The 16,921-nt window shown below is 63.6% G+C and carries 4 protein-coding genes; all 4 read right to left on the reverse strand.

Going from position 1 to position 16,921, the window contains the following annotated elements; all coding sequences use genetic code 11:
- Positions 1-41 precede the first annotated feature (41 nt).
- Positions 42-776, reverse strand: a complete 735-nt coding sequence (locus VCJ09_RS09100) for a S1 family peptidase (RefSeq protein ID WP_324734044.1) — start codon at positions 774-776, stop codon at positions 42-44.
- 80 nt (positions 777-856) lie between these two features.
- Positions 857-9,394, reverse strand: a complete 8,538-nt coding sequence (locus tag VCJ09_RS09105; protein WP_324734045.1) for a GH36-type glycosyl hydrolase domain-containing protein — start codon at positions 9,392-9,394, stop codon at positions 857-859.
- 380 nt (positions 9,395-9,774) lie between these two features.
- Positions 9,775-10,965 carry an MFS transporter gene (locus VCJ09_RS09110; protein ID WP_324734046.1) on the reverse strand — a complete coding sequence of 397 codons (1,191 nt, stop codon included), beginning with the start codon at positions 10,963-10,965 and terminating at the stop codon, positions 9,775-9,777.
- Positions 10,966-11,153: 188 nt separating this feature from the next.
- The gene (locus VCJ09_RS09115) at positions 11,154-16,901 is read right to left on the reverse strand and encodes an EAL domain-containing protein (RefSeq protein WP_324734047.1); all 5,748 of its coding nucleotides are present in this window, start codon (positions 16,899-16,901) and stop codon (positions 11,154-11,156) included.
- Positions 16,902-16,921: the final 20 nt, after the last annotated feature.

Below are 16,921 nucleotides of genomic sequence, written 5' to 3' on the forward strand. Positions count from 1 at the left end.
GCCGCGCGAGTGCATGGGGGGTGCTGTGTTGTCTGGGCGGCTCAGTGTTCGGTGAGGGTCAGCAGGATGTCGGCGTACCAGGTGCAGTTGAGCCCGAGTGCTTCATCCAGCTGCAGGTCACGGGTGCCCACATCAAGGCGTGCCGAGTGCACGCCCAACAACATCCACGGCAGGTCGCCGAGGCCATTCTCCGGGGTATTGGCGACTCGCGTCACCACGGGCGCGCCGCTGATGCCGCGGTGCGTCCGCGCATCGCTGAGAAAATAGCCTTTGCTCTGAAAGCGCAAGCCGAAAGAGGAGGCGATCACCGCCTGACGCACCACGGGCATGTGGTGCAGGGTGTCATGGAAACCCAGGGGGAAACCGACCACCAGCAAGGACGTGCCGACCTCGACCTCGGCGGTCGGGCCATACAGGTGTTCAGGGGTAAAGGCGCGGTAGAGCGCGGTTGCGGGTAAGGCGGTGCGGTCCAGCTCGATCACCGCCACATCGATCTCGCCGGTGGTGTCGAGGCCTTGGCGCCACAGGCTTTTACCGTCGCGGTAGAGCGGGATCGAGATGCCGATGGACTGGGCGATATTGTCCGGATTGGTATGCAGTTCGATCTCGATACGATCGGGGAAGTGCTGGCTCGGCGCATCGATCATCACGTGCCGACTGGTGACCAGGAACAGGCGTTCGTCGCGGGCGAAGAAAAAGCTGCTGGCATTGGTCAGCTGCTTTTGTTGATTGAAGGTGCAGAGGCGGGCTGCGGTGAGCAAAATGGGTTCGATCATCATGGTGTCCTTGCCTTATTCAGGTCGGCCGGAGCAGCAGCGCAGAGCCTTTGAGGCTCTCGCTGCCGCGGGTGATGACGCTAGAGGGTGATCAACAAGCTGTGGTTTTGTCCATCCAATGGCACGCGTACGCCACCTTCGGCATGCTTGATAGGGACACCGTCGAGCTGGGCATGGACGATGCCGCGACACCGTCGCGCGGGGTTATCCACCGCGATCCGGTACTGGCTCGAACCCAGGGTGACCGTGGCTGAAAATGCCGGCCATGCCGCGCTGATGCAGGGGGCGACGATCAGCCAGTCGCCTTCGCGGCGGATGCCGAGAATGCCTTCGACCCCGGCGCGGTACATCCAGCCGGCCGCGCCCGTGTACCAGGTCCAGCCGCCGCGACCGCTATGCGGTGCCACGCTGTAGACATCGGCCGCCACCACGTAGGGTTCGACCTTGTAGCGTTGGCACTCTGCAGGTGTGCGCGCATGGTTGATAGGGTTAAGCAGGGCGAACAGCGCGCAGGCCTGGTCACCTGCACCCAGTTTGGCGTGGGCCAGGATCACCCACATCGCAGCATGGCTGTATTGCCCACCATTTTCCCGCAGGCCCGGCGGGTAACCCTTGATATAGCCGGGCTCGAGCGGGGTCTTGTCGAACGGGGGGGTGAACAGCAAGGCGAGGCCGTCGTCCTGGCGGATTAGCTGCTGTTGCAGCGAGGCCATGGCCATGGCCGCGCGCACCGGATCGGCAGCGCCGGACAACACCGCCCAGGATTGGGCAATCGAATCGATGCGACACTCGGCGCTGTCTTGCGAGCCGAGCCAGGTGCCGTCATCGAAGGTCGCCCGGCGATACCACTGACCATCCCAGGCCTCGCGCTCCAGCGCCGCGCGCAGCGCCAGGGCATGCTCACGCCAGCGTGCCACGCGCTCGGCGCTGCCAATGCTGGTGCGGGCCTGCGCCAGGGGGGCGAACAGCTCGAGGGTGCGCAGCAGTAACCAGCCGAGCCACACGCTTTCGCCTTGGCCGGCTTCGCCGACGCGGTTCATGCCGTCGTTCCAGTCGCCGCTGCCGATCAGTGGCAGGCCGAGTTTTCCGGTCAGTTGCAGGCACTGGTCGAGGCCTCGGGCACAGTGCTCGAACAGTGAAGCCTCTTCAGCGGCGATCATTGGCTGGAAGAAGGCATCGTGCTCTTCGGGCTTGAGCAGCGGCCCTTCGAGGAAGGCCACTGGCTCGTCGAGAATCGCCGCGTCGTCGGCCACCGCGATATAGGTGGCGGTGGCGAAGGCCAGCCAGACGCGGTCATCCGAGATGCGCGTGCGCACCCCCTGGCCGGAATGCGGCAGCCACCAATGCTGTACATCGCCCTCGACGAACTGACGACCGGCGGCGCGCAGGATATGGCTGCGCGTGGCCTCTGGCTGGGAAAAGGTCAGGGCCATGCCGTCCTGCAGCTGATCGCGGAAGCCATAGGCACCGCTGGCCTGGTAGAAGGCCGAGCGCGCCCAGATGCGGCAGGCGAGCGTCTGATAGAGCAGCCAGCCGTTGAGCATGATGTCCATCGCCCGGTCTGGGGTTTTTACCTGCACCGCGCCGAGCGCGCTCTGCCAGTGCTCGCTGACTTCCTTGAGCACTGCGTCGAGATCGGCTGCACGGTAACGCGTGACCAAGGCAGTGGCGTCTTCGCTGGAGGCGCACTGGCCGAGAAAGGCCACCACTTCCACACTCTCGCCCGCCGCCAGCGCGATGCTGCACTGCAGCGCGGCGCAGGGATCGTGGCCGGCGCCAGTGGTGCCGGACAGCGGCGTGCGCTCGTACAGCGCGGCGGGTGCCGCCGGGCTGCCATTACGGCCGAGAAACTCGGTGCGATCCGCCGTCCATGAGCTCTGCCGGCCGTTCAGGTCGGCAAAGGAAACACGCCCGGCAAAGGCGTTGCTCCAGGGATTGCGCGCCAGCAGCACAGCGCTACTGGCATCGACCCGAGTGGTGATAAACGGCGCCGACGCACCACGGGCAGTGCCCAGTACCCATTCGCTGTAGGCCGTGACCGAGAATCGCCGCGGCTTCGCCGAAAGGTTGCGCAGGGTCAGCCGGGAAATCTTGATCGGGTCGGCCAGCGCCACATATTGCAGCAGTTCCATGGCGATGCCGTCCACGTGGTGCTCGAAGCGACTGTAGCCGTGGCCGTGGCGGGCAATATACAAGCCCGCGTCACGGATCGGCTGCGCCGTTGCGCTGTACAGTGCCAGGCTGTCTTCGTCACGCACATAGAAGGCTTCGCCGCAGGGGTCGGTGACCGGATCGTTGGACCAGGGGGTCAGCTGGTTCTCCCGGCTGTTTTCCGCCCAGGTGTAACCGCTGCCCTGGGCCGAGACCTGGAAGCCGAAGCCTGGGTTGGCGATCACGTTGATCCAGGGCGCAGGTGTCTGGCTGCCAGCCTCGAGCAGGGTCACATATTCGCGGCCATTGTTGTCGAAGCCGCCCAGCCCGTTGAAAAACTCCAGACCCACGGACAGTTCGCTGGCTGCCGCCTGCACGGCCTGCGCTGGCGGCGTTGCCGGCAGCTGACCGGGTGACAGCGGTTGGATCGGGGTCGGGCTCAGGTGGTTGACCAGTTGGTTGGCAATGGGGCCGCGGCGGGCGATCAGGGCAACCCGCGCGACCGCGCGCAGCAAGGCGCGCGCCTGGACGCTCATCAGGTCGGCGCGCAGCACATAGATCGAGCCCTGGGCGAGTTCGGCGCCAAAACGCTGGCGTGACTGGCTGCGGCGTACTGCGCTCTCGATGGCGATTTGCAGGTCTTGCAGGTAGGAGGAGGCATGCTCGTTGAGGATCACCAGGTCGACGCCGAGGCGCTTCATTCGCCAATATTCATGGGCGCGCAGCAGTTGGCGAACCTGGGCGATTTCCTGGACGTCGTCGATCCGCAGCAAAACGATCGGCAGGTCGCCGGAAATGCCGTGGGGCCAAAGCCCGGCCTGGGCCCCGGCGCCACGCAGGATCGCCGTCGAGGGCGCCCTGAAACGTGGGTCGGCATACAGAATGGGCGCGGCCAGGCGCTGGAAGTCGGCCGCCTCCGCCGCCAGGATGTCGAGGTGGCGCAGTTGCACCTGAGCCTGGGTCCAGGCCAGCGTCTTGGCCCGCTCGAACGCGCTGCGATCATGGTGTTTATCGATCAGGTCGAGCAACTCGGTGCGCGAGGAGGCGACCAGGGTCCAGAACGCGACTCGGGCGACCTTGCCAGGCGCAATGCTCACCCGGTACTTGAGTGCAAAGATCGGGTCGAGCACGGTGCCGACTGTGTTTGACAGGGCCTGGCCATCGACGATCACCGCTGCCGCGGCGATGCTCGGACGTTGGCCGATAAAGCGTGCACGGTCGGACTCGTACTGCGGATCGGCGACTATCTCGCCTTCGACCACGGCAAAATGCGCCGCCCATACCTGCGCTTCACCATGGGTGCGTGGCCGACGCGTGGCGAGCAGGGCGCCGAACTCGACGAGGTGTTCGGTGACCACGAATAACTTGGCGAAAGCCGGGTGTGCGTTGTCGGTTGCAGGCGTGGTCAACACCACTTCGGCGTAGGAGGTCAGCTCGATTTCACGCGCCTGGCGGCCGCTGTTGGTCAAGGAGACGCGGCGTACTTCGCCGTCATCCTCGCCGGAAACCAACACCTCCATGCTGGTGGTCAAGCGGCCATCGTGACGGATGAATTCGGCGTGATCTTCACTGAAAATCACTTCGTGCGAGTCCGCTGTGCTGCCGATGGGTTGGCCGCCGGCGGACCAGACTCTGCCGTCCTGGGTATCGCGCAGGAAGATAAAGGAGCCATAGTCGTCACGGGTGGCGTCTTCGCGCCAGCGGGTGATGGCAATGTCGCGCCAACGGCTGTAACCCGCGCCTGCGGCGGTCAGCATCACCGCATAACGGCCATTGGTCAGCAGGTGGGTGATGGGCGGCGCATCCGCCGCCGAACCTGTCAGACGGCGCATGGTCTGCACATCACTGCCCACCTCTGGCGCCCGAATCTTCACTTCCTCGGCGCGGGGATGAGCAATGGCCACGTCGCGCGGCATGCGCTCCTGCAGCAACAGTTCGCAGGCCTGGATCATCGGCTCGCGATGGAAGCGCGCCCGCATCTGTGCGCCCTGCAAGGTGTTGGCGATGGCGACTATGGTCATGCCCTGATGGTGGGCCATGAAGTTGCGCACAATGGCCACGTTCTGGCCAACGGGCAGGCGGGTGGGGGTGAAGTCGAGCGCTTCATAGAAGCCGTAACGGCCCAGTGCTCCCATGTCACGCAAGCGCTGGTAGTTCTGCTGTGCGCCTTGCGGGTCGACCATGGTCGCCAACCCCGTGGCATAAGGCGCAATCACCACATTTTCGGCGAGGCCGCGCTTGAGGCCGAGACCGGGCACACCGAAGTTCGAATACTGGTAGGTGAGCTCCATGTCGCGGGCGTTGTAGGCGGATTCAGAGATTCCCCAGGGGATGCCCAGCTCCTGCCCATAGTCCTGCTGACGCTGCACCACCAGACGGTTGGTCTGTTCGAGCAGGCTGCCGGTCGGGGCGCGCATGATCAGCGACGGCATTAGGTATTCGAACATCGAACCGGACCAGGAAATCAGCGCCGAGGCATTATCCAGAGGGGTCGCGGTGCGGCCGAGGCGGAACCAGTGACGGGTGCTCACATCGCCCTTGGCGATGGCAAACAGACTGGCGAGGCGAGCTTCCGAGGCCAGCAGGTCATAGCAACTGGGGTCGAGACTGTTGTCGACAAGACCGTAGCCGATCGACAGCAGCTTGCGCTCGGGGTCGAGCAAAAAGGCGAAATCCATCGCCAGGGCCATCTCCCGGGCGGTGCCGGCCAGTGCCTGCAGGCGCAGTCTCAGGCTGGCGGCTGCAGCGTCGAGTTGCTGGCGGTCACGCGCATGTTCGGCCAGCGTCCGGCCGAGGGCCTCGAGCCAGAACAGCAGGTCGGTCAGGTCGTCTTCGCCGGCGGCGGGGGCAATCTCCTGAGCCAGTTTGGCGGCCTTTTCCGTCAACCGTTTGAGCGGCGCCGAGATGGTCGCGAGCGCCTGCGCGCCCTGCAACTGGGTGGCAATCTCGTCGAGCAGGGCGGCGAGTTGCTGGCCGCGCTCGCTGTTGGCGGGCAAGGCGTCGATGGTCGCCCGCGCCAGGTGCAGGTTGTCCTGTATGCCTTGGCGTGCCTGTGGTGCGCGTGGTGTAGCGAGCCACTCTTCGCAGGCATTGGCGAGCACGATCAGGTGCCCGGCGAGATTGCCGCTGTCGACCGACGATACATAGGTCGGTTCGAGTGCGCGCAGGTCCTGGGTGTCGTACCAGTTGAAGAAGTGGCCCTGGTGGCGCTGCAGGCTGAGCATGCTGGCGAGGGTGGTTTCCAGGCGTTCGATGGTTTGCAGGGTGCCGGCCCAGCCAAAGTCACGGGCGGCAACGGTCGAGAGCAGGTAGAGGCCCATGTTGGTCGGTGAGGTGCGGTGAGCCACGACCGGCTGCGGGTCTTCCTGGTAATTGTCCGGCGGCAGCATGTTGTCTGCCGGGGTCACGAAAGTCTCGAAAAAGCGCCAGGTGCGCCGTGCGGTGAGGCGCAAGTCGCGCGCGCCCGGCTCGCTCAGGGCGAGGCTGCGAGCGATCCGTGGCGAGCGGCTGGCTTGTAAGGCCAACATCGGTGCGCTCAGCCAGAGCAGGGCGAAAGGCAGCACCACAGGCCAGGACGAGGGCATCAAGGCCAGCGCGCCGGCCACGACCAGCACGCCGAGCACGGTCGAGCCCGCCATGCCGCGATAGAAGCCTTGCAGATTCAGGCGCGGGCTGACTGCTGACTGTGCCGCGGTGGTCCACTCCAGCAGGTTGCGGCGGGTGATGGCCAGTCGCGCCAGGGTTCTGCCGATGGCATCGAGCATGCGCCAGGCGTTATCGGGCAGGAAGGCCAGGGACAGCAGGGTCTGCGCCGTGGCAAGTTGCAGATCGGCGAGCAGCCTGCGCAGGTGGTTGGGTAGGCGCACGCCGCTGTGCTGGGGCAGCAAGGCGAAGAAGATTGGCAGGAAGGCCGGGATCGCCATACCCGCAAGGATCAGCAGGGTCCCGCTCAAGGCCGCCGGCAGCGGCAACAGCCAGCATGCCGCCAAGGCCAGCAAGGTCAGGGGTGGCAGCAGCGAGCGGCGCAGGTTGTCGAGCATCTTGAAGCGGCCGATCGAGGGCACCGCCAGGTGATCGCTGCGCAGCCCGAAGATCCAGGGCAGCAGTTGCCAGTCGCCACGGGTCCAGCGGTGCTGACGTTTGCTTGCCACATCGTAGCGCGAGGGGAATTCTTCGACGACCTCGACATCCGAAGCGAGGCCGGCACGGGCGAAAACACCCTCGAACAAGTCATGGCTGAGCATCGAGTTTTCCGGCACCCGGCTAGCCAGGGCGGCCTCGAAGGTATCAATGTCATAGATGCCCTTGCCGGTGTAGGAGCCTTCGCCGAACAGATCCTGGTAAACGTCGGAAACGGCCGCCGCGTAGGGGTCCATACCACCAGGGCTGGAGAACACTCGTTGATAGAACGAGCCTTCACGACCGACCGGCAAGGAGGGCGTGACCCGCGGCTGCAGAATCGCGTAGCCACTGGTGACTCGCTGCAAGCTGTCGTTGAATCTCGGCCGATTCAGCGGGTGACCCATCTTGCCGATCAAGCGCAGCGCTGCATCGCGTGGCAGCCGCGTATCGGCATCCAGGGTAATGACGTAACGCACGTCCTCGGGCACCTGCTGGGTGCAACCCGGGAGGGGCATGTAGCTGGTATCGCTAGCGCCACGCAGCAGCCGATTGAGCTCATGCAGCTTGCCGCGCTTGCGTTCCCAGCCCATCCATTTGTTTTCGCTGGCATTGAACAGCCGGCGGCGGTGCAGCAGCAGGAAGCGGCTGCCACCCGGGGCCGGTCCATAACGTTGATTGAGCTGGGCGATGGCCGCGACCGCCACGGCGAGCAGCGGGGCATCGGCCTCGACCACTTGCTGATCGGCATCCAGCCCGTCGGTGAGCAGGGCGAAGCTCAGGTCGCCACCGGCACCGGCGAGGTGATGGACTTCCAGGCGCTCGATTTGTTCGAGCAGATCGGCCTCGCTGGTCAGCAGTGTCGGCACTGCAACCAGGCTACGCAGCGCTTGTGGCACCCCGCTGGCGAGTTCCAGGCCGGGCAGGGTCATGGCGCCGAAGCTCCAGGTGACAGTGCGGTTGACCAGCGCCGTCGCCACTTCGGTGGCAGGCAGGAAACCGAGTACTGCCAACAACATCAGCCAGCCAGCCGTCACGCCGGGTATCGCCAGCGTCCACAATGCCAGCGCGAGCAAGGTGGTTGCCAGCAGCAGGATACTGCCGACATAGCCGGCCATGCCCATGCGGATCTTGATGCGACTGAAGCGCAGGCGCACCGGCGGCTTGAAGCCGATGGCCTGCTCCAGAGCCTGACGCCCTTCGGCGATCAGGTGGTAGCCCGGGTCGCCGACGCGCTCGGCCTGTTCCCCCGGTCTGGTTTGCTCGGCATGGTGAGCGGCATCCAGGGCCAGACCGGCAACTTCCAGTTCTGTGGCCGAGGAGCCGCGTGCCAGCTGTTCAATCGCGCTGCGGTACAGGTTGCGAGTCGGGAAATCCATGCTGGCAAAGGTGCTGCCCGCACATAGACGCGCATCGACCAGGCTGACGCTCTCGAACAGCTCGGCCCAGTCGATATCGGAAATCAGCCGCATGCTGGTGATGACGTTGCGCACGCTGAGGTTGGACGCGCCCAGGCGTTGTTGCGCGCGCTGCACCACCTCATCGATCGACGCACCTTGCAGGCCGAGCTGTTCTTCCAGCCAGCCTAGCGCCGGGGTCGTCGTGGGGTCCTGGTCCCTCAGGCATTTGGCCAGTTCGGCGGCGAAAGACTCGGACATTGGCGCGCTGCCGCGTGTGGCGACCTCCGCTTCCAGGGCGGTGCGCGCGGCGCCTGCTTCGAGCAGGCGATTGGCCAAGTCATCGGCCTCGGCACGCGCTGCACGGCCTGCGCTGATCTGGTCGGCCAGGCGGCGCAGATTTTCGATCAGCACGATGCGCAAGGTGATGGCCACTGCCCATAGCTCGCCAATGGTCAGTGGCTGAACCCGCTGATAGGCGGCGATGAAACGGCGCAGCGTGTCGGGGTCGAAGTGGCTGTCGGTATGGGCGACGAAGGCCCAGGCCAGACCGAACACCCGTGGATAGCCGGCGAGCGGGCCGTGACCCAGCTTTGGTAGCTGGCGATAGAAGCCCGGCGGCAAATCATCGCGAATCTCGCGGATCTGTGCTTCGACCAGGTGGTAATTGTCCAGCAGCCATTCTGCGGCTGGTACTACGCTGCGATTGTGCTCCAGCTCCGCGGCGCTTGCCCGGTAGGCGGCGAGCAATACTTTGGCATTGTCATCGAGCCGAATATGCAGCGGCAGCACAGCAGGCGGTTGCGCGGTCACCGACTGAGCTGCAGCCAGGCTGTGGGCGTGCTGTTCAAGCCGTTCGACGCCGAATAGCTCCTGACGTACCGGCGCGGACTCATTCCACGGTGGCGAGAGGGGACGAGGACCGAGAATGGAGCGGAAAATCGAGCTCATGAATGCCTTCCTGGCCAGCATTGGAAATGCAATAGGACCCGATCCGGCTGAGCCTGTCAAAGGGGCGCTGCGGCATGCTTTCGGAGGTACTTCAGAAGCCGATTTGCGGGCTTCTGCCGCTTCACCGCACGGGTCGTTTGCATCTGCAGAACTGGGCTGTGAACCGGTGCAAAGTCAGCTGCGTCGATGAGACGCGGGGCCTGTCTGGAATGGGCCTCTCATCAGGAGGGCTGTTGTCGCAGCAGCATCCTGAAGCTACAGCAACTGCATGACTGTTGTTTGACCGCGAATTGGCCCGGTCTGCTCAGGGCAGGCGTGGATTTCCGATTAACCGTACTGGCCACGGCAAAGACCTGTTGCGAGCAGGCCGGGTTGCACCCTTATTGACCCATCCGCCTGAGCCCTAGCAGGAGTAGAGCGGCGGCCGCCAGACCGGCGCCGGCATAGAAGGCCGCTGCGGCGCCATAGGACTGCCACAGCCAGCCGGCAGTCGCGCTGGCCAGCAGCACGGCGATACCACTGATCAGATTGAACAGGCCAAAGGCGCTGCCCTTGAGCTCGGCTGGCGTGGTGTCCGCTACCAGCGCCGCCAGAATGCCCTGGCTGAAGCCCATATGCAGGCCCCACAGGGCGACGCCGAAGATTACCGTGACGACCGATTCAGCGTAGGCCAGCAGCAGGTCGGCGAGGATCAGCAGCAGCAAGCTGACGCCCAGCAAGGTGCTGCGCTCGATGCGATCCGACCACTTGCCCGCCGGATAGGCCGAGAGCATGTAGAACGCCGCCATCACCACCATGACCAGAGGCACCCAGCTGGTGGACAAGCCCAACTGGGCTGCGCGCAGCAGCAGAAAGGCTTCGCTGAAGCGGGCCAGGGTGAAGACCGCGCCTATGCCGACCACCCACCAGAATGCCTTGGAGAATTGCCCTAACGATCGGCGCAAGACCGGTGAACGCAACCGCAGGGGCGGCGTTTGTCTGTCCGGCTCGCTGACCCCGACCCAGAGCATTGCCACCGCCAGCAGGGCGGGGATCGGGGCAAACCACAACACCAGGGTGATATCCCCGCTGAACCAGAGCATCAGCAGGATCGCCAGGATAGGCCCGAGAAAGGCACCTGCGGTATCCATCGACTGACGCAGCCCGAAGCAGGCGCCGCGGATAGCGGCTGGGGCGACGTCGGCGATCAACGCATCGCGCGGGGCGCCACGAATGCCCTTGCCGATTCTGTCCAGCAGGCGCGCGGCGAACACCGTTTCCGCCGAGCCGGCCAGGGGAAACAGCGGTTTGCTCAGCGCGGCGAGGCCGTAGCCGAGCAGCAGCAAGCCTTTGCGCCGGCCGATAAAGTCGCTGAACGCGCCGGAAAACACCTTGACCAGCAACGCGCTAGCCTCGGACAGGCCTTCGATCAGTCCAACCGTGAGCATGCTGGCGCCCAGCGTACCCACCAGAAACAGCGGCAGTAGGCTATGCACCAGCTCCGATGACATATCCATGAATAGGCTGACCAAACCCAGTGCCCAGATCGTGCGCGGGATGCCCTGGGGTGGTTTGGCTGCAAGTCCTGGCATGCTGCTTTCTCCGTGAATCCGATGCGCTGCGAGGACTGTCATTTGCGCTCATCTTCAGCCTTGAACAGGCGATGACGCTGGATGTTTTCACAACGCTCTGAGCGTATGCACAGCATGCGGCTGTCAGGTTAGTTCAATGTCAGCAAGGCAGGATCTCGGTGAGTTTTTCTGCCGCGCAGTCAGTCTATTCAAGGCGCTGGGTTATCTTTTGGCGCTGGCTTGTCGTCTTTTGGCTGGGCCAGTTCATGGTGCTGGAACGCCTGGGCGACAGTGGCTCGCAGTTGCGCGTCGTCCCAGGGTTTGGTGAGGAACTTGTAGATGGCGCCCTGGTTGATTGCCTCGGTCACCGATATCAGGTCGGTATAGCCGGAGAGCACGATGCGGATGGTCTCCGGGTAGAGATCCTTGACCTGGCTGAAGAACGCGGTGCCGTCCATTTCCGGCATACGCTGATCGGAAAGAATGACCTGGACCTGGTGCTTTGCCAGCAGGGCGAAGGCATCTTGTGCCCGGTTGGCGGTCAGGACGTGATAGCCGTCGCGCCTTAGCACCCGGGTCAGGGCCCGGAGAATATTGTCTTCGTCATCGAGCAGTAGCAGGGTTTGAGTGCCGCTTGCGGCAACACTGTCTGCTGCTGGCAGGCGACCCTTGGCGCGCTGCTGCTGGAGGTACTGTTGCAGCGTTGCCAGCGGTATGGGCCTGGCGAAGTAGTAGCCCTGGAATTCATCGCAGTGGTTTTTCTTCAGGAAGGCAACCTGTTCCTCGGTTTCCACGCCCTCGGCGATCACCTTGAGTTGCAGATGGTGGGCCATGGAAATGATGGCTTGGGTGATCGCCGCATCATGCCGGTCGCTAATCACGTCCTGAATGAAGGAGCGGTCGATCTTGATCTTGCCGATGGGTAAGCGCTTGAGGTAGCTGAGGCTGGAAAAACCAGTGCCGAAATCATCGATGGCGATGCGTACGCCCAGGTTTTTCAGGGCGTGCAGGGTGAAGATGGCGCGCTCGGCATTAGCCAGCAACACGCTTTCGGTGATTTCCAATTCCAGCAGTTCTGCTGGCAGCTTGGACTGGGCGAGGCTGCTGCGCACGAAGTCGACGAAGTTGGCGCGTTGGAACTGCACCGGTGAAATATTCACGGCCATCACGGCACCCTCGAATCCTTGATCGAGCAGCAAACGGGCATCGCGGCAAGCGGTTTTGAGCACCCACTCGCTGAGTGGAATGATCTGTCCGGTGTCCTCGGCGATGGGCACGAATTGCGCCGGAGAAATAAACCCCTGCTCGGCATGCTGCCAGCGCAACAGCGCCTCGTAACCAATCACCCGGCCACTGTGGCTGTCGATCTGCGGCTGGTAATAGAGTTCGAAGGCTTCGCTGTCGATGGCTTTCTGTATCTCGTTGCGCAAGGTCACCCGCTCGCTGACCTTTTGCTTGAGATCCTCGGTGTACCACTGATAGTTGTTGCGGCCTTGCTGCTTGGCTTTGTACATGGCCAGGTCGGCCTGCTGGATCAGTTGCATTGGCGGCTCGATGCTGCCGTCGTTGAGCGTGATGCCGATGCTTGCGGTGATGTGCAGATCGACGCCGCCGACCGTATAGGGCCGCGCAATGCTCTCCATGATCCGGTCTGCCACCAGTAGCACATCCTCTTCGCGGGCCAGGTCCGGCAGGATGACGATGAACTCGTCGCCGCCAAGACGCGCCACGGTGTCGCCTGGACGTACCTGCTGGTTCATGCGGCGTGCCACTTCGACCAGAACCAGGTCGCCGGCACCGTGACCCATGCTGTCGTTGATTGGCTTGAAACCATCCAGGTCGATGAACATCACCGCCAGGCTGCGCTTGTAGCGGCGGCTGATCTGGCACCCCTGGATCAGGCGATCCTCCAGCAGCGAGCGGTTGGGCAGCCCCGTGAGAACATCGTGGCTGGCGTTGTAGGCCAGTTCGGATTCGTAGCGTTTCTGCTCGGAAATATCGTTCTGCACGCCGATGAAGTGGGTGATCTTGCCCTCCTCATCCGGTACCGGTGCGATATACAGATCATTCCAGAAGGGTGTGCCGTCTTTGCGGAGGTTGCGCAACACCACATGGCTGTCGCGTTTTTCTGCCAGGCCCTGGCGAATTTCTTGAATGCCCGCTTGTTCGCGTTCAGACCCTTGGAGAAAGCGACAATTTTGGCCGATGGCTTCTGCTGCGCTGTAGCCGGTGATGCGTTCGAATGCCGGGTTGACGTAGATGATTGGCAGGTCATCGGCCAGCGCATCGCAGATCAGTGCGCCGTTGTAACTGGCTTCCAGGCTGCGTTTGAGCAGGCGCAGTTGCTTGTCCGCCTCTTTTTGTGGGGTGATGTCGCGAAAGGCCACCACCCAGCCCTGCGGGACATCGTCATCGAGCAGGGGCGCGCTGTCGTAGGCGATATAGCGTTCGCCCTGGGATGTCAGCGTCAGCCTGATTTCGCCGTGGTAACTGCTGGTTCGTTGGTGATGCTCGCTGTCGTTGAGCGCCAGCGGCAGGTAGTTTGCCAGTGCCTGGCCGAGTAGCGCTTGCGCCGGTTGGCCGAGCAGTTCGGCGGCGGTGGGGTTGACGAAGCTCAGCAGGCCCTGGCGATCTACCGCAAGCAGGCCCTCGGCAATGCTGTTGGTAATCGCCGAGGTGAACTCAAGCTGGGCTTGCAGGCGGCGTTCGCCGGTGATCACCGCTTGCATCAGGCGGTTGTTCTCCAGCACCGCCACGGCCATCTGGGCAAACTGCCGGGCAATCGCCAGGTCGTCTGGATTGAATTCGCCGGTGTATTTGTCCGATAACTGCAACAGGCCGAAATGGGCTCCGTGGTGGTTGCTCAGGGGCACAGCAAGCAAGCCGCGCATGGGCGGGTGGAGATTGTCGGCACGGCTCAGCTCAGGCCAGCAGGGGTGCTGTGCCAGTTCTTCCTGGGTCAGTAGGGTCGGCTGATCGATCTCGCCGCTCAGGCTGCGGATGGCGCTGTCGTCGAACGGATTGGGCGCGTCCTGCCAGGCGGCGTATTTTTCCGAGAGCGAGACGGCGTTGATCGACGTTGCGCCGTTGTCGCCCGGGTTCAGGCGGATGGCCGACTGGTGTGCACCCAGCAGCAAGCGCAGGCGTTCGCTCATGTAGTCCAGCAGCGCTTGGGTGCCCATGATGCTGTTGAGGTTGACGGCGATTTCACTCAGGCCACGCAGCAGTTCGGCCTGGTGTTCGGAGTGCTGCAGCGCTGCGCGCAGGGCACGGGTCATGCGGTTGCGCTCGCCGATGTCCTTGGCGATGGCGAACACCCCGACGATCTGCTCGTCGATGATGATCGGCAGGTTGGTGATGTCCACTTCCACTAGTTGCCCATCGCTGTTGCGGCAGCGGACTTCGTGGCTTTGGGCACCTCCGGTGCTGGCGGAGTCGATGTAGTCCTGGATCAGTGCCAGGTCTTCGTTGTGTACCAGCTTGGAAATGTGTTGTCCGAGCAGTTGCGCTTCGCTGTAGCCGGATAGCCGGCAGCCCGCCTGGTTCATGCTCTCGAAATTGCCGTTCAGGTCGAACGAGAACACCGGGTTGGGGTTGAAGGTGAACAGCGAGCGGTAGCGCTGTTCGCTTGCCTGCAGGCGCAGGCGGTCGTGCTGGCGCTCGATGGCGATGGCAGCCAGCTGGCCGGCGGTGGCCATCAGTTGCAGGTGCTCGTCGTTCGGGCTGCCGGGTTCGTGGTTGTAGATGGCGAAGGTGCCGAGGACGTCGCCGTGGTGGGAGATCAGCGGGATCGACCAGCAGGCACGCAGGCGATGCTGCAAGGCCATGTCACGAAACTCATGCCACAGCGGGTCGCTGTCGATGTCTTCGACGATGACCAATTGGCGGCGATACACGGCGGTGCCGCAAGAGCCGACACTGGGGCCGATGGTGAGGCCATGCACAGCCTGGTTGAAACTGTCTGGCAGGCTCGGCGTAGCGCCGTGGACCAGGTGTTTCTGCTCTTTATCGACCAGCAGCACCGAGCACAATGTGCCGGGCGCCTGAGATTGGGCCAGCAGGCAGATGGTTTTGAGAATTTCTGGCAGCGCTTGGTCGGTGGAAATCATGCTGAGGATGTCGCGCTGGTCCTCGGCGTAGGCTTCGTTGTACACCAGGCGGGTGACGTCATGGGCCACGGCAAACAGGGTGCGGTCGTTCTCCGACCAGCCTGCGGACCAGAGCAGGTGGATAATGCTTCCATCCTTGCACCGAGCGCTGTTGCGAAAGCCGTGATGGGATTCTCCGGCCATGATGGCGTCGACCGTGGCCTGAGTGCGTTCGCGGTCTTCGGCCGCGATGAACTGCAGGTAAGGGCGCCCGATCAACTCTTCTGGCGAGTAGCCAAGCACAGTGCTGGCGGACGGACTGAGTTGGGTGAAGCGGCCCTGGGCGTCGATCGAGCAGAGCACGTCCATGGAGTAGTCCATGATCCGTTGATTCAGCGCCTGCAGTTCGGCCTGACGGCGCAGGCTCTGCTCAAGCGCCTGGTTGCTCAGCTGCAAGCGTTTGGAGTGCTCGATTGCCAGAAGGGCCAGGCGCTGACTGACCATGATGACGAGGCTGAAGGCCAGGCCAAACAGCACCACGATACCGGGCAAGTGGTTGCTGGTCAGGCTGGTCGTACTGGCGTCCTGGTAGCTGACCAGGCGCCAGTTGTTGGCGGTCGGCCCGAGCGGCTTACTGGCACCGGCCAGGCTGGGCGGGTGGCTGGTTTTGTCGAACAGCAAATGCTCGCCCTGGTAGATCCGTACGCCGTTGTCATTCGGCTCACTGCCCAGGCCGTCGTGCAGGGTGCGGGTCAGATCCAGGCTGGCGACCAACATCCAGTCAGGGTTGTTCGGCAAAGACAGGCGGATCGCTATCAGCCCCTGTGGTCGGGCGGCGAGGTTATACGCCTCGCTCATGTGCGGCTTGCCGTCCAGGGGGAGGCGTTCTAGCCAGGCGCGCGGGCTGGTTTGGCTGAGCAGGCTGGCCAGCTGTTCGGTTTCTGCATGGCTGCGGTCGAGCAGCCGTTGCGGGCGCAGGTGTTCATCGAACAGGGCGATCACCTCGATATCGGCAAAATCGCGCAGATAGTTGTGGCTCTCTTGTTGCCATTGGGCGTGAGTGGGCAGATTTTCGTTGACTGCCCAATGTTCTGCTGTGCGCTGGATCAGCGAGAGACGCGTATCCAGGGTGCTGGTGATCGAGTTTTGCTGGTTGGCCAACAGCAATTCGCTTTGTCGGCTGTTCGATTCGATGTTCTGCAGAGTCAGCAGATACCAGACGCTGCAGGTGATAAGGGTGCCGAGGGCGCCGGTGAGGATGGTGCTACGCAAGAGCAAGTGGTTGCGCTCGGCGGGCAGTCGAGTGAGGCAGAGCAGCGCAAGGCCCGTGGACAAGCCGAACATATTGGCTGGGCGGCTGATGCTGGTGTTGTAACCCAGGCGCCAGGCATCGAACGCTGGCAGCCAGGATGACAGTAGCGACAGGCCGGCCAGCGCCAGCGCTGCGCAGCCGATGATACAGTTCAGGCGCTGGCCTTTGCTGCCCCACTGGCTGCTCAGCAGGGCAATGCCGAGCAGGCAGAACAGCAGGGCCAGGGAGCTGCGCATGCGCTGATAACCGCTGATCAGCGATTGGTCTTGCGCCGAGCTGCCGCTAAGCAGGTTGTGCGCCAGGCTGTAGAGCGCTAGTCCGAGCAGCAGGCTGAGGGTCAAATTGGCCAGGCGGGGCTTTTGCTGGATGCAGCCCAGGAGTCCAAGGCCGAGCAACAGCCCTGCCAGGGCGCTGTCCGGCAGGAGCACAACCTGAGGGGAGTTGGGCTGCCACACGAACAGGTAATCCAGCAGGCTGATGCCGCTGAGGGCCAGAATGGTGAAGGCCAGAATGTGCAGATAGGCTTGGTAAATCAGATGGCGGGTCTTGATGTCCATCCACGCGTCCTTATCGATCT

Origin of the sequence: Pseudomonas paeninsulae, assembly GCF_035621475.1 — a bacterium.
GTDB lineage: Bacteria > Pseudomonadota > Gammaproteobacteria > Pseudomonadales > Pseudomonadaceae > Aquipseudomonas > Aquipseudomonas paeninsulae.